Annotated in this window: 14 protein-coding genes and 1 tRNA gene; 9 read left to right on the top strand and 6 right to left on the bottom strand. The window is 40.5% G+C overall.

The genetic code is table 11. The features are described from left to right. Positions 1-31: 31 nt before the first annotated feature. From AL038_RS11945 to gshB, 4 genes are all read right to left on the bottom strand, one after another. Positions 32-3,121: an efflux RND transporter permease subunit gene (locus AL038_RS11945; protein ID WP_062153115.1), complete on the bottom strand. Its 3,090-nt coding sequence runs from the start codon at positions 3,119-3,121 to the stop codon at positions 32-34. A gap of 8 nt (positions 3,122-3,129) precedes the next feature. Then, positions 3,130-4,251 carry an efflux RND transporter periplasmic adaptor subunit gene (locus AL038_RS11940; RefSeq protein ID WP_062153113.1) on the bottom strand — a complete coding sequence of 374 codons (1,122 nt, stop codon included), beginning with the start codon at positions 4,249-4,251 and terminating at the stop codon, positions 3,130-3,132. A 17-nt stretch (positions 4,252-4,268) separates the two neighbouring features. Further along, the gene (locus tag AL038_RS11935; protein WP_062153111.1) at positions 4,269-4,841 is read right to left on the bottom strand and encodes a TetR/AcrR family transcriptional regulator; all 573 of its coding nucleotides are present in this window, start codon (positions 4,839-4,841) and stop codon (positions 4,269-4,271) included. Between the two features lie 176 nt (positions 4,842-5,017). Continuing rightward, positions 5,018-5,968, bottom strand: a complete 951-nt coding sequence (gene gshB / locus AL038_RS11930; protein ID WP_062155496.1) for a glutathione synthase — start codon at positions 5,966-5,968, stop codon at positions 5,018-5,020. Positions 5,969-6,186: 218 nt separating this feature from the next. On the opposite strand from gshB, the gene aptA reads away from it, so the two are divergent. From aptA to rfbD, 3 genes are all read left to right on the top strand, one after another. Then, positions 6,187-7,521, top strand: coding sequence for an omega-aminotransferase AptA (gene aptA, locus AL038_RS11925; RefSeq protein ID WP_062153109.1), 1,335 nt, complete (start codon positions 6,187-6,189; stop codon positions 7,519-7,521). A 126-nt stretch (positions 7,522-7,647) separates the two neighbouring features. Next, entirely contained in the window at positions 7,648-8,760 is a 1,113-nt protein-coding gene (amrS, locus tag AL038_RS11920; RefSeq protein WP_062153107.1) for an AmmeMemoRadiSam system radical SAM enzyme, read from the top strand. Positions 8,761-8,844: 84 nt separating this feature from the next. Then, positions 8,845-9,747, top strand: a complete 903-nt coding sequence (gene rfbD, locus AL038_RS11915) for a dTDP-4-dehydrorhamnose reductase (protein WP_062153105.1) — start codon at positions 8,845-8,847, stop codon at positions 9,745-9,747. Between the two features lie 587 nt (positions 9,748-10,334). Here rfbD and AL038_RS11910 read toward each other — a convergent pair. After that, positions 10,335-10,409 (bottom strand) — tRNA-Asn (locus tag AL038_RS11910). A gap of 250 nt (positions 10,410-10,659) precedes the next feature. Between AL038_RS11910 and AL038_RS11905 the strand changes: the two genes are divergently transcribed. The 4 genes from AL038_RS11905 (at position 10,660) to ccoG (ending at position 16,328) form a co-directional block, all read left to right on the top strand. Beyond that, positions 10,660-13,125: a LamG-like jellyroll fold domain-containing protein gene (locus tag AL038_RS11905; protein WP_062153103.1), complete on the top strand. Its 2,466-nt coding sequence runs from the start codon at positions 10,660-10,662 to the stop codon at positions 13,123-13,125. 222 nt (positions 13,126-13,347) lie between these two features. After that, the gene (locus AL038_RS11900) at positions 13,348-13,704 is read left to right on the top strand and encodes a slr1659 superfamily regulator (protein ID WP_062153098.1); all 357 of its coding nucleotides are present in this window, start codon (positions 13,348-13,350) and stop codon (positions 13,702-13,704) included. A gap of 83 nt (positions 13,705-13,787) precedes the next feature. Next, entirely contained in the window at positions 13,788-14,741 is a 954-nt protein-coding gene (locus AL038_RS11895; RefSeq protein ID WP_062153096.1) for a respiratory chain complex I subunit 1 family protein, read from the top strand. 162 nt (positions 14,742-14,903) lie between these two features. Further along, a complete protein-coding gene (gene ccoG / locus AL038_RS11890; protein ID WP_062153094.1) occupies positions 14,904-16,328 on the top strand; it encodes a cytochrome c oxidase accessory protein CcoG in 1,425 nt (474 codons plus the stop codon). A gap of 160 nt (positions 16,329-16,488) precedes the next feature. Here ccoG and AL038_RS11885 read toward each other — a convergent pair whose 3' ends face one another. Then, positions 16,489-16,722 carry a hypothetical protein gene (locus AL038_RS11885; protein ID WP_062153092.1) on the bottom strand — a complete coding sequence of 78 codons (234 nt, stop codon included), beginning with the start codon at positions 16,720-16,722 and terminating at the stop codon, positions 16,489-16,491. A gap of 408 nt (positions 16,723-17,130) precedes the next feature. On the opposite strand from AL038_RS11885, the gene grxC reads away from it, so the two are divergent. Then, positions 17,131-17,388 carry a glutaredoxin 3 gene (grxC, locus tag AL038_RS11880; RefSeq protein ID WP_062153090.1) on the top strand — a complete coding sequence of 86 codons (258 nt, stop codon included), beginning with the start codon at positions 17,131-17,133 and terminating at the stop codon, positions 17,386-17,388. A 459-nt stretch (positions 17,389-17,847) separates the two neighbouring features. Beyond that, positions 17,848-18,777, top strand: coding sequence for an OmpA family protein (locus AL038_RS11875; protein ID WP_062153088.1), 930 nt, complete (start codon positions 17,848-17,850; stop codon positions 18,775-18,777). Positions 18,778-18,883: the final 106 nt, after the last annotated feature.

Raw genomic sequence — 18,883 nt, 5'->3', positions numbered from 1 at the left:
CTCTTGAAATCTAACAAGTCTGATGTGGATGTTATATTGTCGAAACGGTTACTTCTTCTTTATCTAAGCTAACAGGTTCTTTATAAATGGGTAATGGTTTATGCGTTTCACCCAAAAAGCTATAAACGGTGGGTAATACGAATAAAGTAAATAATGTTCCTATTGATAAACCAGAGAAAATGACAATCCCAATGCTAAAACGTGCTGCTGCACCGGGACCTGCTGCATAAAGTAAGGGAATAACGCCAGAAACCATCGCAATAACAGTCATTAAAATAGGACGTAAGCGAATTCGGGCGGCGTGTTGAATCGCATCCATTTTGCTTTCTTGTAAATATAGTTGTCTTTCTTTCGCCACTTCACACATTAAAATCCCATGTTTGGTAATTAAGCCAATCAGGGTAATTAAACCAATCTGGGTGTAGATATTTAAACTTGCAACACCCCAAGCCATCACCAATAACGCGCCACATAAAGCCAGTGGCACAGAAACCATAATGACTAAAGGGTCGCGCCAGCTTTCAAATTGTATGGCTAAGACAAGGAAAATAATCGCTAATGCAAGGATAAACGTGATATACAGGGATGAACCCTCTTGCATGTATTGGCGGGAAGGGCCTTTAAAATCATAGCTAAAACCGGATGGTAAAATTTTATCGGCTTCGGTGGTTAAAAAGGTGAGTACATTGCCAACGGTGGTTGTGGGCATGGGAACACCCCCTAAAGTAATGGCGTTGGCTTGGTCCATTTGAATCAGTGATGAGGGTTCACCCCGTACTTTCAGGCTAACCAGTTCTGATAATGGAATTTGTTGTCCTGATGCTGTGCGTAGGTAATATGAGCCTAATGCTTCAGGGGTTAGGCGGTCGGTGCGTATGACTTGGGGAACTACTTCATAACTGCGTCCATCCCGATTGATGTAATTAACACGCCCATCGCCTACAAGGGTGGATAAGGTGTTGGCGATTTCTGCCATCGTAATACCATAACTACCTGCTTTGTCACGATTAATGTGCATTTTAATCGTCGCGGTATCAAATTTAATATCCAAGTCGTTAAAAATGAATAAATGGCTGGCATTGGCTTTTTCTTGCAGTTCTAGCGCGACTTTCATCATCGTTTCATAATCAGCAGTGCTTTTAATCACCATTTGAATAGGCAATCCACTACCACCACCGGGTAAGGCGGGCAGGGGAAATGCTGCCATATTCACGCCTGCAATATCTTTAACCTTATCAGTGAGTAACGCTATCATTTGTTTTTCACTGTTTTCCCGTTGTTCCCATGGCGCGCTGAGCATAACGGCTAATCCATTATTAGTACTCGGCATACCTGATAGACTTAAGGTATTACGAATACCATTGATTTGATTGGCGCGTTTGCCAATTTCGGTTAAATTCGCATCGATAAAGTCTAAATTTGCACTACTAGGTGCTGTTGCAATCCCTAAAAATGCACCTTTTTCCTCGTTGGGTGCAAGCTCTGAGGGAATAATGGGAAAGAGGAAGATTAACGAACCCATCACGATGAAGGCAAAGAGCAGAATGGCTGAACGATGCGCGAGTGTTCTGTCCAATAGGTATCCGTAACCGCGTTCAACACGCCCCATTGTGGATTGCACGCCCAGTTCAAAACGACTGGCATGTTCGCTATGTTTTAAAATCAGTGAACACATTGCAGGCGATAAGGTGAGCGCGACCATGCCAGACACAACCACCGCACCCGCTAGGGTTAAGGCAAATTCTTTGAAGAGTGTGCCAGTTACCCCGTCGAGTAAGGCGATGGGTGAATAAACTGCGGCGAGCGCAATTGTCATACTGATAACAGGAACTGCAATTTCACGTGTGCCAACGATTGCAGCAGCAAAAGGGGTTTTGCCCATTTGTAAATGACGTTCTACGTTTTCCACCACTACAATAGCATCATCAACAACTAATCCAATGGCTAAGACCATTGCTAGTAATGTGAGTAGGTTAATGGAAAAACCCAGCATTTGCATGGCAAGACAAACGCCAATCAAGGAAAAGGGGATGGTAACGATGGGAATTAACATCGCACGGAATGACCCCATGAATAAGAAAATTACCAAAATAACAATCAGACCTGCTTCGCCAATCGTGCGCAAGACTTCATAAATCGAGGCTTCAATATATTCCGTTGCATCGTAGCTGATTTCCATCTTGATGCCCGCTGCTAAATTGCGTTCAATTTCTGCGAGTTTTTTGGTCACTCGTTTGGCAACATCTAATGGATTGGCGGTTGGCGTGGATTCAATCGCAATCACGACGGCATTAATGCCACCTATCCGTGATTTAACCGCCTCGCGGACAGAAGATAATTCAACCTTTGCAATATCACGTAGCCGAATAACCCCTTCTGTCCGTTGTGCAACAATCATCTGTTTAAAGGCTTCAATATCATTTAAATCGGTATCAACTTGAATAGTATATTGAAAATAACGACTTTTGACTTGACCCGGTGCAGAACGGTAATTATTGTTAGCGAGGATAGTATTAATTTCATTGGTCGTTAAATTGTGCGTTGCCATTGCTTTAGGGTCTAACCAAATACGAATAGACAGCGCGGGGGCGAGAACATTAGCCGTTGAAACCCCTTCTACAGAGAGCAGTTGGTTTTGCACATTCCGTTTTAAATAATCCCCAATGTGCGCGGTGGATAGGCGTTCACTAAAAAAACTAAGGTACATCAAAGCCGTATTTGACCCTGTTTTGCTAGAAATCGAGGGGTTTTCTGCTTCTTGAGGCAATTGTGAATTAACACTATTCACCTTCGCCATGATTTCTGCTAAGGCTGCATTCGGGTCAGTTCCCACTTTCATGTGGGCAGTAATTGTACTGCTTCCCAGTCGACTGCTAGATTCTAAAAAGTCGATTTTGTCCGCTTCAGCAACCGCTTGTTGCAATGGTTGGGTGATAAAACCTTGAATTACCTCTGCAGGCGCACCGTAATAGCTCGTAGAAACGATAATGTCGGTATTCGTCATTTCAGGATATTCGCGAACTTGTAATTTAAAAACCGCTTGTAATCCTAAAATTAAGACTAAAAAACTCAAGGCTATCGCCATGATAGGACGTTGAATAAAAGGGTCTGTAAAAGTCATGACATCACTCACTCAACAGGAATAGGCTGATTTTTTTTAACAAAATCATTGGTTACGATTTTAACCTTTGCGCCATTATCCAAACGCACTTGTCCAGAGGTAACGAGTAAATCCCCCGTTTGTAACCCTGTTAAAATCACGGCATCGTCACCGCGCCGTTCTCCGACAGTCACCTCTTTCTGATTAACACGTAAAACGGTTTTATTGTCCGCTTCTTGTTTTTTAGTCACCACATAGACCATTTCGCCATATAAGGTAAAATTAATTGCTTGCTGGGGGACAACGATGCTATTCGCTTGTGTTGTTTGCCAAATGGTAATGGTGGCATACATCCCACTGCGTAATTTTTGCTCAGGATTGGGGAGTTTAGCTTGTAATTGAATGATGCCGCTTTCTTTATCTACAGAGGGTTCAATGGCGTTTAATGTGCCACTAAAAGCTTGTTCTGGATAAACATCGGTGCGTAATTCAATCAGCATATTAAGGCGGATTTCTGGTAGATATTTTTGTGGAATAATAAACCGCACCCGCATTTCATCATTGCTTTCTAAATTGGCGATAACATTTCCCGGTTGTAAATATTGCCCTAATTGCACTTGGCGAATGCCCATTTGTCCTGAAAAGGGTGCTTTAACTTCTAAGCGTTCAATGGTCGCTTGTAAACTGGCAACCTCAGCCACGGCAACTTTATAAGCAGATTCAACTTCTTCCACCGCTTCAGAGGAAATCAATTTGCGTTCATAAACTTTCTGATTTCGTGACCATGTATTTTTAGCAGCGGACAAGCGTGCTTCTGCCGCGTTTAAATTTGCCCGTTCAACGCTAGAATCCAGTGAAACCAGTAATTGACCTTTTTTTACCTTATCCCCTGATTCAAAATGGATTTCTTTAACCATTCCTGCGACTGAGGTGGTAACATTAACCCCTTCATAAGGTTCTATATAACCAATGGATTGAATAGCAGGTTGCCATGTTTGAGAACTCACTTCTAACACTTCAACGGGCAATTCGGGTTCGGGCATGTTCGCCATAAATTCGGCAATTTTTTGATTCTTAAACGTATTGAAACCAAAAATTGAACCAAATAGTAAAATTGATAAAATAATTACCGCAAAAAACCAACGTATCATATTAATAATCCTTAGTTTTAACGTTTATCTTCTAAAGTCATTGCGTCCCAACAGGCTTGAATAAACAGGGCGCGTTGTTTTGGGGTTAATCCGTGCAAATTACGTTTATGTACATGAAAATGCCACTCAACAGGACCTAATCCTAAACTCAATAACACATCTACAGGCAAAGGCTTAAATACACCTTGTTCGATACCGCGTAATGCAAAGCTCAAAACGGGCTGAAAAATTTTCTCAAGTAGGGCTTTTTCCTCATCTTCAGGTCTAGGCACCATGTCTAAGATGGCTTTAGTCAAAAAACGGTCGGGATAAACTTCATTACAATCAATAATGTTATTAATTAACTGCTCTAATTGTTGACGGAGCGATTCCGTCTCATTTAGCCCTTTACAAATCACTTTAGCGATATGACCAATTAATTCTCGGTGCAATTCATTAATTAACGTCTCTTTATCTTTAAAGTAACGATAAATTGTTCCCATGGGTACACCAGAGGCTTTTACTATCATATTCATGCTAGTCCCATGTAACCCATGATTAACAATCAATTGACGGGTAGCATCTAAAATTAAACAGCGTTTATCATCCATGTGATTCCTTGTAAAACAGAGTGAGCGTTCACTCTAGTTTATGCGTTTTAAAAAAAATTACCAATTTAAATTACTAATAGTGACTATCATGATTCAAATAATATTGAAACGAACAAAAGTTTTTTACGGATACCACCGATTCACAGGGTTGTATCCGCTATATATTTGTAATAATACTATCCAAGCTGTGTCATTATTGCGTCCATTAGCTGCCCTGCTATATCTAATCCATAGGCATTATTTAATTCACGTATCCCTGTCGGACTTGTCACATTAATCTCGGTTAAATAATCGCCAATAACATCTAACCCCACAAATAAAAACCCTTTTTCTCGTAGTGTTGAACCTACTTGCTGACAAATCCAACGGTCGCGTGCGGTTAGCGGTTGTGCAACCCCTGTTGCGCCTGCGGCTAAATTACCACGGCTTTCCCCTTGTGCAGGAATGCGTGCTAGGGCATACGGCACGGGTTCACCATTAATTAATAAAATGCGTTTATCTCCTTGTGTAATCTCAGGGATAAATCGTTGCACCATGCAATAACGGCTTTCACGCGCGGTTAATGTCTCAATAATGACCGATAAATTCATATCACCTTGTGCAACCCGAAAAATAGACATTCCCCCCATACCATCTAACGGTTTTAAAATAATTTCGCCATGTTCTTGCAAAAACTCGCGAATTTTCGCTGCACTGCGTGTCATTAAAGTGGGTGGACAACAGTGTGGAAACCATGCGGTATAAGCCTTCTCATTCGCATCGCGCAGCCCTTGTGGACGATTGACAATTAGCGTACCACGTTGTTCTGCTTGTTCTAAAATGTACGTTGCAACGATATATTCCAAATCAAATGGCGGGTCTTTTCGCATTAAGATTGCAGATAAGCTGTGCAACGGGCGGGTTTCAGCCGTTTCTAAGCTGAACCAATCGGTTTTATTGTCGCGGACTTGCACACGACGCATGGTTGCGTAAGCAATACCATCACGTAACCATAAATCCTGCATTTCCATGTACCAAAGTGTCCAACCCCGTTGTTGGGCAGCGAGTAACATGGCAAAACTACTGTCTTTATACGTTTTAATACTGGCAATCGGGTCCATCACAATGCCAAGATTGAATGCGGACATGGTTTGTTTTCCTTTTGTTGTGTAAACGATTAACTGGTTTTTCATTAAATTTTTCAGCTAGTTAAGCTATGCTATTGTTAATGTATTGATTTGAATTCTATCCATCGTCAACCGTGGGTAAATACAGGCAAGTACGGTGTTATCCCAAACACCAGCTACACTGTAAACAAGCCTTATAGTTATGGTTGACGTTTACTATTCACAACAGGAATAACTGAATGAAACAAGAGATACCACCCACAAATAAACCTATCACCCTTGATAATCATTGGATGCCCTTTACGCCTAATCGGGATTTTAAAGCGAACCCGCGTTTAATGGTTAAAGCCTCGGGAATGTATTATTGGAGTCAAGCAGGACAACCGATTTTAGATGCTTCTGCGGGCTTGTTTTGTTGTGCTGCGGGGCATTGTCGTCCAGAGATTGCTGCGGCAATTAGCCAACAGGCGCAAACCCTAGATTATGTGCCACATTTTCAGTCAGCACACCCCACATCGTTTACGCTAGCGGAAAAGTTAGCCACGATTTTACCCAGTGGATTGGATAGAATTTTTTTTACTAATTCGGGGTCAGAATCTATAGATACCGCGATTAAAATAGCCATCGCCTATTTTCAGGCTAAAGGACAAGGCACACGTCAACGGTTTATTAGTCGGGAACGGGCTTATCATGGCGTGAATATTGGGGGAACCGCATTAGGTGGAATGACAAACAATCGGCGAATTTATGGCGGGGTTGGTTTAGCACAAGTTGCCCACTTACGACATACTTGGTTAGCCGACAATAAATTTACGCTAGGACAACCCGAACAGGGCAAAGAACTGGCTGAAGACTTGCAACGCTTTGTAACGTTATACGGTGCAGAAAATATTGCCGCTTGCGTGGTTGAACCGATTGCAGGTTCTACAGGCACATTAGTGCCACCCAAAGGATATTTGGAACGGTTGCGCGAAATTTGCGACCAACACAGCATTTTATTAATTTTTGATGAAGTGATTACAGGATTTGGACGCACAGGCAACGCTTTTGGCACGGATAGCTTTGGGGTAAAACCCGATATGATGACCTTAGCTAAAGCCCTGACAAATGGCGCAGTGCCAATGGGGGCGGTTGCGGTGAAGCGAGAGATTCACGACACGATTATTAATCATGCGCCTGCAGGGGCAATGGAGTTTTTTCATGGCTACACCTATTCAGGACATCCCTTAGCCTGTGCTGCTGCTCATGCAGCCCTAGATATTTATCAACAAGAAAATTTATTTGAACGGGCGGGCAATCTATCAGCCTATTTTTTAACAACTGTCTTTAATAGTTTGCGAGACTTACCCATTATTACGGATATTCGCGGGTATGGCATGATGGCGAGTTTTGACCTTGCACCTGCGGAAAGTGTGGGTCTGCGTGGAGCAGAATTACAAAAACGCCTATTTTGGGCAGGTATGCACCTCAAAACTACAGGTGATGCGGGTATTATCGCCCCTGCTTTAATTGCGGAAAAATCGCATATTGATGAAATATGTCAACGACTACGCGACGTTATTCAACAGTTTTAATCATACATTAAGTATTTTTTAGGAAAGTATTAAATCTGTGTTATCACAACATAAAAAGCTAACTATGATGATAAACAAAAGCTAAATGTTGTCCCTAAATGAGGAAGACTGTGAGGAGTCCCTATAATGAATACGATGAATATTCCAAGCATCGTTCCTACAAGATACTGGCATACGCTAGAAGATGGGCGCGTACAATGTGATGTGTGTCCACGCGCCTGTAAACTAAAAGCGGGACAACAAGGATTATGTTTTGTCAGAGCAAATAAAGACCATCAAATTGTCCTGACAACCTATGGACGCTCTAGCGGTTATTGCATAGACCCCATAGAAAAAAAACCGCTAAATCACTTTTTACCCGGTACGCCAATTTTATCTTTTGGGACAGCAGGTTGTAATCTTGCCTGCAAATTTTGCCAAAACTGGGATATTACCAAATCCAGAGAAGTTGACACCCTTGCAGATTATGCCTCTCCAACCACGATTGCCCAAGTTGCCAAACAACTGGGCTGTAGTAGTGTTGCGTTTACGTATAATGACCCCGTGATTTTTATGGAATATGCCATAGACGTGGCACAAGCGTGTCATGCAGAGGGTTTAAAAACGGTTGCTGTTACTGCGGGTTATATGAATGATGAACCTCGTCGCGAATTTTACCGTTACATTGACGCGGCCAATATAGACTTAAAAGCCTTTAGTGAAGATTTTTACCACAAAATTGTAGGCGGACATTTACAACCAGTACTTGATACCTTGTGCTATCTCAAACACGAAACCCAAGTATGGTTTGAAATAACCAATTTACTCATTCCTGAAGAAAATGATTCACCTGCCGAAATTGCCGCAATGTGCCATTGGATTGTGGATAATTTAGGGGTGGATGTTCCCTTACATTTCACTGCATTTCATCCTAGCTGGAAAATGTTAGATAAACCCTATACACCCAGTAGCACCCTAACCACTGCTAGACAAATTGCAAAAGAAGCGGGTATTCGCCACGTTTACACAGGTAACGTGCATGACCACACAGGCGGGAGTACTTACTGTCATCATTGCGGACAAGAATTAATTGGACGCGATTGGTTTGTCCTGACTGCATGGGGACTGACTGCAGATGGACACTGTGCGACTTGCGGAACACGCTGTGCGGGTGTATTCACAGACAAAATGGGTAAATGGGGTGCGAAACGAGTACCTGTTCACCTACACGATTTTACTGCCTGTAAAAATGCATCCTAGAAAATTCGCTGTCTGAATGTTCCAAGCTATAAATAAGTTTTACAATGAAACACTACCGTATTACTTACTATAAAGGATGGTTTCATGTCAGACACTCGTCGGATTTTACTCATTGCACCAGAAGGACAAGTCGGTTGGGAATTATTACGTTGCGCCCAATCACTGGGCAAAGTCACAACAGCAAAACGTGTACACGAAAATCCCCAATTGTGCATAGACTTAGCCAATACGGATTCAATTCGTCGTGTTGTAGAAACGGTTAAACCCCACATCATTCTTAATGCTGCCGCCTACACGGCTGTTGATAAAGCGGAATCAGAACCAGAACTCGCCGAACAAATCAACAGCACGGCCCCCGCAGTATTAGCAGAAACGGCCAAACGTTTAAATGCCCTATTTGTACATTACTCTACAGACTACGTTTTTGATGGTACAAATAAATATCCTTATAAAGAAACAGATACCACCAATCCCGTCAGTGTTTACGGTGCAACCAAACTAAAAGGTGAACAAGCCATTCAAGCCATAGGCGGACACTATTTTATTTTTCGGACAGCATGGGTTTATGGAATGCGGGGCAAAAATTTTTTATTAACCATGCAACGCCTTGCTGGTGAAAGAGATTTACTGCGTGTTGTTGATGACCAACGTGGCGCGCCAACATGGAGCCGTTCTATTGCCGAAGCAAGCACCCAAATATTAGCCCAAAGCCTATCCCCTCGCTTACAACTAGATTTAACCGAATTAGCGGGTATTTATCACATGACATGTGGTGGAAATACAACATGGTACCGCTTCGCCCAAGCCATTTTAGCCCATGCAGAAAAACAACCCACGCTAGAACCCATACCGACCAGTGCCTACCCTACGCCCGCCAAACGTCCTACCTACTCAACCTTATGTAATTCCAAACTTGCACAAACGTTTGGCATTCGCTTACCCGATTGGGAAAACGCGCTAACCTTATGCTTAGATGCAGGGAAATAATCGGTAATAACATGGCGATACAATTCGCCATTTTTTTATTAACATCGTTTCAGCCATGACGAGCTTAGAAATAAGATAATGCGCAACTGTCTGAATCAGAAGCATCACTACAAAGACCGTTACCCGCAAAAACGCATATCTACTGCGAGCTTAAATGAACATCTCGTCTTTTCACGGACAGTAATTTATCAATGCTTAGATAAAATTAACGCGTCTATCAAAATATGGGGATATATATGCAGAACAAAGAGTAAGAGCTATTGCAAAGAATTAGCATGGGCGAAAAACAGTATATTAAATACAATCACCCAATTTGTGAAAGACAGCCCAGAGTTGCGGTATATTAGAAATTTACGTTAAACGTTTATTGCAACAGGTGGAAACGTCAGACATGACAAAGTCATCAGCGATTCATCCTAAAAATTAAGGAATAAAGGACGAAAACCTTACTTGAGCAAATACAGTTTTATTGATGTTTCTGACAGGAATTGAAATTGAAAATAACTACAGGCTTCAAACTAAAACCGCTTTTTAATACAAGCGATTACAAATTGTTTTGTAGTCTATCTGAGGTACTTAAGGAGAATTGGCTCCCCGGGACGGGTTCGAACCGCCGACCCAGTGGTTAACAGCCACTTGCTCTGCCGCTGAGCTACCGGGGAATTTTTTAAACTGTGAACTAAATCGACATTAATCAACTGCTATAAAGCACGCTATTCTATAGACACAAATTAACCCTGTCAATATTTTTTTCTAAAATAGAAAAACCACATTAAAGTAACATTCTTTCTGCTAAGAGACCTGCTGTTATTGCTGAATTTGCAGTATTATTAACCCGTCTTTACCTACAATGATACTGATATAACATTAAGTTAGTAAGTTTTTTATTTTCTTTTGAGTTAGGAGGTTGCTATGTTTTACAAAGCAGCAGTATTAAGTTTCTTGATGCTTTCAAATATGGTGCAAGCAATTTGTCCAGAATTAGATAATTTGCCACGTCCTGATAACAACTTAGTGCCAAAATTGGCGTGGGGTTCGGATGTGGATCGTAATACATTAAAACAAGTTGCGTGTTTGAACACAACCGAGAATTTTATTGGAACAAGCACAGCAACTATTAATAGTCGGGTGATTTCTAGCTTTAATGATATTTTTGAGCAATTTGTCGTGAAAGGAGAAGCAAATGCTTCTTATTTTGTCTTCACCGCAAAAGCCAATGCGTCGTATGAAAAGGTGTTTAGAGAAACCCAATTTTCACAATCGTTTGTTTTAGAATACGACGTTTCTTTTGGTACAGCCGATGCGACTTTAGATTCAGTGAATCCTTTGAATGCAACAGGGTTAAGATACCGTAATGATGCTTGTGGTTTCAAACGTTATTGTGGAAACCAGTATGTTTGCCAAACAACTAAAGGAGCAAATATCTCAGTTAAAATGGATTTTGACTTTACTTCTGAATACCATAAGAACGAGTTCAAAGCGGGTGCATCGTTGGGGATTGCCAATTTGAAGATTTGTTGCAAACCGTTCTCGGGTGGTTTTAGTGCGGAAGTGAGCAAACTCTCTGAAACAACCCGTAAGAATGGAACATTACGCATTGAAGCCATTCAAAAGGGAGGAAATGTCGAGCAACTGGGTCGAATTTTAGGCGGAACGGTCTTTAGTTGTTCTTTAGATAATTTAGCGGCGTGCACAGCGGCGTTAGATGGTGTGGCGAATTATGTGGCGAGTGATGATTTCATTACAGGCGTTAGGGAAAACCCCACCGTTACTGATTATAAAAATTGTCCGTATGAATACATTCCTGATGTACCGAGTTTGCCAAATGAAGTCACGCCTGAAATAGAAGCCTTGCGTGTGAAATTATCTAACACATACAAAGAATTATTAGCTGATAGGCAAAACGCCTTAAATTTGTTGAATTTATCGTTATCAACGGCTCGACAACAGCAAATAAAAGATTTGTCTGTGGCATTAGAAATGGAGGCTGAAAGTATTCGTCAAATCGGTGAATTGTGTTGGAATGATTTGAGCAATTGTTCTCAAAAAGCTCATCAAGCACTCCTTAATTTACAGGCTTACGATAAAAACGTTTTGTTACCTAATCCCGCCGATGGGTTAGTCGCGTATTATCCATTTAATGCAAATGCGTTAGATGAAAGTGGAAAAGGGAATGATGGAGTAATGTATGGGGTAACACCAATTGAAGATAGATTTAATAATAAAAATTCTGCATTTTCATTTGATGGTTCTACAAGTTATATTCGAGTAAATAGCAAACCTGAGTTGAGTGGATTTAACGATATGAGTATATCTGTTTGGATATATAAAGATAGTCTTAAACCCATTTCTTCAAATTTAGAAAATATAGAAAGTATTGTAACAAAATGGTTTTTTAATTGTCCAAATAGCACTAATCCAATAAATCAAGACACTTATGCACTTGCTTTAGGTAGTAATAATACCATTGCTGGAGCAACGAATCGATATTGTAATACCGACGTTCCAAATACACCAACAGTATTAACAACAAATAAGTGGGTTAATACAATATTTAGTCATTCCTCAAATGGAGGAGGAAAATTATATATTAATGGAAAATTAGTTAGTTATGATTCTAGGGGAGGGAGTATTGTACAATCTACTAATCCACTAATTATTGGTGCAGATAATAAACAAGGTAATTTATGGAGATTTTTTAACGGTTCAATAGATGACATTCGCATTTACAATCGAGCATTAACCGATGCAGAAATAAAGCAACTTTACGAAACCACAGAAACTAAAATAAACCAACCGCCCGTTGCAATCTTTAGCAGTTCAAATTCAAACCCATCAACGGTGAATGTTGATGCGAGTTCTTCTAATGATCCAGATGGAACAATCCAACGTTATGAATGGCTAAGTTCAGATGGACAAATGAAGAGTGGAAAAACCGCGACTTTTACCTTTGAAAAAGCGGGCGATTATGCGATTACCTTAACCGTCACCGACGACAAAGGTGCAACTTCTCAATCCGTAAAAAACATTTATATTCAAGGAAATAACGCGCTAGCAAGTTGTACTAATTCAACCATCACAAATTGCCAAGCCAGTTTCTCACTTGAAACAGGTCAATTATGCGTTCCCTGCGTGAGCGTTCCAACCCCCTTAGGTTCTCAAATTTACGCGGTAGAATTGACACAATTAAACCCCTTACAATTAGGTTTTGAACTCAATCCGTTAACCTTGAAACCGCATAATTTCAAAGACAGTTGTTTAGCAACTTACACTGGCATATTAAATGTCCCGTGTACCAAAGTCGGAACAACCACTTACAACGTTGACTTCACCCAACGTTCAAATTCTTTAATCTTTGACGTGTACGACGCACGTTAAAACAACAAACTGCTAAGTTTTCAAAACCTAGCAGGTTGTTGTTATAGAAAATGATTTATCCACTCTCGCTGTTCTGTAGAACACAAATTAACTCTGTCAATATTTTTTTCTAAAATAGAAAAACCACATTAAAGTAACATTCTTTCTGCTAAGAGACCTGCTGTTATTGCTGAATTTGCAGTATTATTAACCCGTCTTTACCTACAATGATACTGATATAACATGGAAATTAAAGCAAAAGACTATTGCATTCGCTACGAGGTAGATAGCGCGACCATTGTATTTCAAGGTATTTTGATGCTGGGTGGCTCAAAAGAATATGAAGGCGTTTTGCATCTATTAAGGGCAGTTGCGGATAATACAGAACAGTTGACGTTAGATTTACGCGAGCTGAAAATGCTAAATAGCTCTGGTATTAATACGTTAACCCGTTTCATCATAGAAACCCGTGATAAAAAAACCCCGCGCTTATGTATGTTAGGTTATGAGGATGTGACGTGGCATGAAATGTTATTTAATAACTTACAACGCTTAATGCCTAATTTAGAGGGGCAACTTGTGCCTGCCGTTTCCAGTTGAAGTTCCTCCTTTTTTAAATACGAATCATCATTTTTGTTGGTAGCGTGCTACTCGCTTGTCTATTTAACCATTACAGGAAATATATGTTTGATGTCCTCACTTGGTTTATTGCAGGTTTACAAACCCTTTTGTTTATTGCGTTTGCTCCTTTATTATTAGGCTGGATTAAGGCAAATAAGTGTTTGTTACAAAACCGTAAACCACCTGTTTTATGGCAACCTTATCGTGATTTATATAAATTGTTTCGCAAAGAATCGATTGTTGCTGAACAAGCCTCATGGATATTTCGTGCCGCACCTTATATTGTGTTTGGAACGACGGTTTTAGCCGCAGGCGTTGTTCCCTTGTTGGCAACGGATTTACCTACAGCAGCACTGGCTGATGTTATTGTTCTAGTTGGTTTTTTTGCGCTGGCCCGTTTTTTTATGGCATTGGCCGCGATGGATATTGGCACCGCTTTTGGCGGCATGGGCGCGTCACGGGAAATGACATTATCTTCACTCACAGAACCTGCAATGCTGATGGCTGTCTTTACCTTAGCAATGACAGCTTCTACAACAAATATTTCTACAACCATAGATTTTATTCTGTCCGATGGGTTAGTGTTGCGTCCATCTTTCTTTTTTGTATTATTGGGTTTGATGATGGTCGCCATTGCAGAAACGGGGAGAATTCCAATTGATAATCCTGCAACACACTTGGAATTAACAATGGTGCATGAAGCCATGATTTTAGAATACAGTGGTCGACATTTAGCCTTGATTGAATGGGCGCATCAAACAAAACTAATGATTTATATGGTATTAATTGCTAACCTGTTTTTCCCTTGGGGAATTGCACGTGAATTTAGTTTGCAGGCATTTTTGTGGAGTGGATTAACCATCACCTTAAAACTTGCCACATTAGGTGCAGTACTCGCTATTTCTGAAACGTTATTGGCCAAATTACGCTTATTTCGCGCGCCTGATTATCTCAGTTTTGCCTTCCTCCTTTGTCTGCTTGGTATGTTAAGTCACGTTATTGTCGAAGTGGGCTAAACTACTCACGAAATATCATAACTATCACGATATTTCGTGACTTGAAAAAGTAAATAACGCATTTTTAATGCCTAACCTATTGTTTATTTTTTATAAAATTGATTGGTATTGTATTTGCTTGACTGGTATTGTTACGACTTTTGGCAATAAGCAGGAATAACCATGAATGCAGAAAACAAGATTAAAAACACCCAAGCTATCCCCCTTGATGAAGTACAGCAAGGCTTATATGCCAAACGGCAGAAGATTTATCCTCGTCAAGTGCATGGCTTATTTGCGAGTCTTCGCATCACCAGTGTTTTAGCATTATTAGGAATTTATTACATATTTCCTTGGCTACAGTGGGATGGACGGCAAGCAGTTCTTTTTGACTTACCCGCACGTCAATTTTATATTTTTGGTTGGGTTTTTTGGCCACAAGATTTTATTTATCTTGCCTTTCTTCTTATTATTGCTGGCTTTAGTTTATTTTTCTTTACCACATTAGCAGGACGGCTTTGGTGTGGATATGCTTGTCCGCAAACGGTTTGGACAGAAACTTTTTTGTGGATAGAACATCTCGTTGAAGGCGACCGTGCAAAACAAATGAAGTTGGATAAAGAGCCTTTTTCTCTGCATAAATTACGGGTAAAAGCGAGCAAACACGGATTATGGATAGTCTTTTCTTTAATAACGGGTTTCACCTTTGTTGGTTATTTTACCCCTATTCGAGAACTTACCAACAATATGATTCCATTTAACTTATCAGGATGGGAAACATTTTGGTTTTTCTTTTATAGCTTTGCAACTTATGGTAATGCAGGGTTTATGCGTGAGCAGGTCTGTATTTACATGTGTCCCTATGCACGGTTTCAAAGTGCTATGTTTGACAAAGATACATTGATTATTGCTTATGATAACCAACGCGGCGAACCACGTGGCGCGCGGAGAAAAGGTGAGGATTATCAAACAAAGAATTTAGGTGAATGTATTAATTGCACTATGTGCGTGCAGGTCTGTCCGACAGGAATAGATATTCGGGATGGGTTGCAATATCAATGTATTGGCTGTTCGGCCTGTATAGACGTTTGTGATGATGTAATGGAAAAAATGGATTATCCCAAAGGGTTAATCCGTTACACGACCGACAACGCAATTAACGGAAAACCTTCGCGTATTCTCAGACCACGTATCTTTGTATATGGCACGCTGTTAATGATTTTATTTGGGTTATTGATTTACTCGATTTCTATCCGTCAACCCTTACAATTAGATGTGTTGCGTGACCGTAATGTTCTGTATCGAGAAAATAATGAAGGGCTCATACAAAACGTTTATATGCTGAAACTCATCAATAAAGATGTACATCCGCATATTTATACAATTACTGTCAGTGGGTTAGAAGGTGCGCAATTTGAGACCGACAAGAAAGTGATTGAAGTAGAAAGTGGTTCGGTTTTAGATTTACCTGTACGGGTGAATGTCGCTCGAGAAAATATTCCCTTACAAAGTAATACAATAGAGTTTACTATGACAACTCAAGACCATGCAGATTGGACTGTAACAGAAGATGCACGGTTTTTAGGTCCATTGGTTGTAAAACACTAGTCTATAAAGCTTGCAAAGACTGTGTGTAAAGTAGCGTAGGTGTGAACACATTCACACCTACGCGCTTGTGAAGGGAATAAATTGAAATATCTTTAATTTATCTGAGGAGGTCAATTTCAAAAACTGACAATCTCTTTAAAAGATATTCAACAAGAATGTGTTAGTGCAAGCGTTCTATCACTTGTGGTGTCCAAAAAACTTCACCATTCACCAGCATTCCAAATTGTCGTCCCTTATCGGTGACGATTTCCCGTGGTTTTCCTGATTCATCTCGACAACTGTGCAAAAAGCCTTCAACTTTTAAAACAGCGCGCATTGTGATATGCGGCTTACCTGCTCTTTGTGCCAATTCCGATAAACTTAACAGGGGTTTGTTGCGTTTTGTTTGTATCATAACAAGCCTCCATAATAGCTTGATTAATTCTTGACTAACTCTCTATTAGAAAATAGTATAGCGTATTTTTGTTGCAGCGCAACATTTATAAGTGTAAATACTTATAGCAGTTAGTCATGAATAAATTTAATGGATAACATTGTTCTTGATAATCTTGGTAAGCCGTTTTATCGTCTTTTTGTAAGAGGTTCAAAAAATATTGCATTGCAATGTAAGGATTAAGAATTATAAAAAGCTATTTATGTAACAAATGTTTCTTACACGTTAGACTCCCATAAAAACGCTTGCAATCTGATGAATACCTGTCTAACCTTGAACGCAAAAGCACTTTAGAACACGCGCTTTTATTGTTTTTGCAGAAAAATATTGTCATTATTTATCGTTGTTTAATAGGTTTGGAGTTATAAAATGCCCGCGGTTCGTATGTATAGTACCCGTATTTGTCCTTATTGCATGATGGCAGAGCGTTTATTAAATCAAAAAGGGGTGCAAGTAGAAAAAATCCTGATTGATCATGATCGCGAGCAAATGCAAAAAATGATAGAACTCACGCAACGGCGTACTGTGCCACAAATTTTTATTGGTGAATATCATGTGGGTGGCTACGATGACCTCGTCGCATTAGAAGTTGCTGGTAAACTAGACGAATTATTAAAAGCAGATTAAAACTTTATTATATACCTACCGTTACCAAATTTTTCACGCAAAATAATGTACCTATTACTCACCTTGTCTATTCTCGTGGTGAGAATAATAGCTTTTGTTAATGCTAGACTCTATACTGGCTTGTTGTTAGAATTCCACATGTTGTAATATCTACTGCTAGTGTAGCGAAAAGTCATACTAAAGTGCGCAAAATTACAACAACTCTCTGCCTAAACAGTTGTTTTTAGCAAAGGCTAAATTAACTGTAGAAAGCATTACACACAAAATCACGGGCGCGCCGTCTTGTTGTGTTGTTTAATTGCTACAACAAACTGTAGTGTAAAGTTGCTATCTTTAGTAGGCTTACTTCGCATGACAGTGAGAAATACTGGCTGATTAAATGAAATAGTCTGGTGGTGTTTGGTTGCTCAACGTTTTTTTATATTTTTTGTTATCTCGTAACAGTAAGGGAAATTATCCATGGTAGATATCTCTGCTCGTAAAGTCTTAGTCGGAATGGTGGCAGGGGCGTTGTTGTCCTCCGCATTTTCCACTCAAGCCGCTGAAGATGAAAGAACTTATCGTTTGATGAGTGGTCAAGGTACACCCGTTATGTCAGGGACAGGGGATTGTGTGATTACACCCAATTCACCCAATGTGCCTAACCTCAACGCCAAAGAATGCGGTGACAAACTGCAATCTACACAATGTCCTCACCTTTATATTTATCCAGGTAATGTGACATTAGTGGTTGAAAGCCTGACCCCTGAGCAAAAAGCTAAGGGTGTGGATGCAAAAGGATGTCCTTTAGATACAGACCGCGACACTGTGCCTGACTTTATGGACTTATGCCCCACTAACACCTCAGCAGAAATTGCCGAAGGTGTCTGGGGTGATGCGAAGAATCCTCCTCAAGAACAAGGGGATAGAATCGGGTGTCCGATTGATTCCGACCATGACGGCGTGCCAGATTATCGTGACAAATGTCCCGGTACTCCACGCGGTACTTCTGTTGACGCAGACGGATGTCCCGCTGTTTCTGGCAGAACGGTTGAAATCTTAGGTGGTGATGTTACCTTCGCGTTCAATAAAGCCGACTTAACCCCTCAAGGTAAAGCAACCTTAGACAAGATTGCTGCCAATATCGTCAAAGACATTACTTATGTCTATGATATCGGTGTCACAGGTCATACTGACAGCGTTGGTTCTGACAAGTACAACCAAACCTTATCTGAACGTCGTGCCAAGTCTGCGGCAGACTACTTAGTGAGCAAAGGCGTACCTGCTGCTAAAGTGAAGATGAAGGGTGAAGGCGAGCTCAAGCCAATTGCTGACAATAAGACAGCAGAAGGTCGTGCGAAGAACCGTCGTGTGGAAATCGAAATTAGAACCACACACTCAACAAACTAAGTTAGTTTGATGATGGTTTACCAGTAACTAACTGGTTATATGCGGTGTTTCCTTTGGGAAACATCGCATTTTTCGTTTTTAGTGGGCGTAATTTTTCTAACCGAAA

This window comes from Beggiatoa leptomitoformis (assembly GCF_001305575.3).
Lineage (GTDB): Bacteria > Pseudomonadota > Gammaproteobacteria > Beggiatoales > Beggiatoaceae > Beggiatoa > Beggiatoa leptomitoformis.
Note: the sequence above shows the minus strand (reverse complement) of the source record. Positions and strands in the feature narration are given on the sequence as shown.

Bases quoted from the DNA above. Each gene is read 5' to 3' on its own strand.
- AL038_RS11945 (WP_062153115.1), bottom strand. From the start codon at position 3,121: ATGACTTTTACAGACCCTTTTATTCAACGTCCTATCATGGCGATAGCC.
- AL038_RS11940 (WP_062153113.1), bottom strand. From the start codon at position 4,251: ATGATACGTTGGTTTTTTGCGGTAATTATTTTATCAATTTTACTATTT.
- AL038_RS11935 (WP_062153111.1), bottom strand. From the start codon at position 4,841: ATGGATGATAAACGCTGTTTAATTTTAGATGCTACCCGTCAATTGATT.
- gshB (WP_062155496.1), bottom strand. From the start codon at position 5,968: ATGTCCGCATTCAATCTTGGCATTGTGATGGACCCGATTGCCAGTATT.
- aptA (WP_062153109.1), top strand. From the start codon at position 6,187: ATGAAACAAGAGATACCACCCACAAATAAACCTATCACCCTTGATAAT.
- amrS (WP_062153107.1), top strand. From the start codon at position 7,648: ATGAATACGATGAATATTCCAAGCATCGTTCCTACAAGATACTGGCAT.
- rfbD (WP_062153105.1), top strand. From the start codon at position 8,845: ATGTCAGACACTCGTCGGATTTTACTCATTGCACCAGAAGGACAAGTC.
- AL038_RS11905 (WP_062153103.1), top strand. From the start codon at position 10,660: ATGTTTTACAAAGCAGCAGTATTAAGTTTCTTGATGCTTTCAAATATG.
- AL038_RS11900 (WP_062153098.1), top strand. From the start codon at position 13,348: ATGGAAATTAAAGCAAAAGACTATTGCATTCGCTACGAGGTAGATAGC.
- AL038_RS11895 (WP_062153096.1), top strand. From the start codon at position 13,788: ATGTTTGATGTCCTCACTTGGTTTATTGCAGGTTTACAAACCCTTTTG.
- ccoG (WP_062153094.1), top strand. From the start codon at position 14,904: ATGAATGCAGAAAACAAGATTAAAAACACCCAAGCTATCCCCCTTGAT.
- AL038_RS11885 (WP_062153092.1), bottom strand. From the start codon at position 16,722: ATGATACAAACAAAACGCAACAAACCCCTGTTAAGTTTATCGGAATTG.
- grxC (WP_062153090.1), top strand. From the start codon at position 17,131: ATGCCCGCGGTTCGTATGTATAGTACCCGTATTTGTCCTTATTGCATG.
- AL038_RS11875 (WP_062153088.1), top strand. From the start codon at position 17,848: ATGGTAGATATCTCTGCTCGTAAAGTCTTAGTCGGAATGGTGGCAGGG.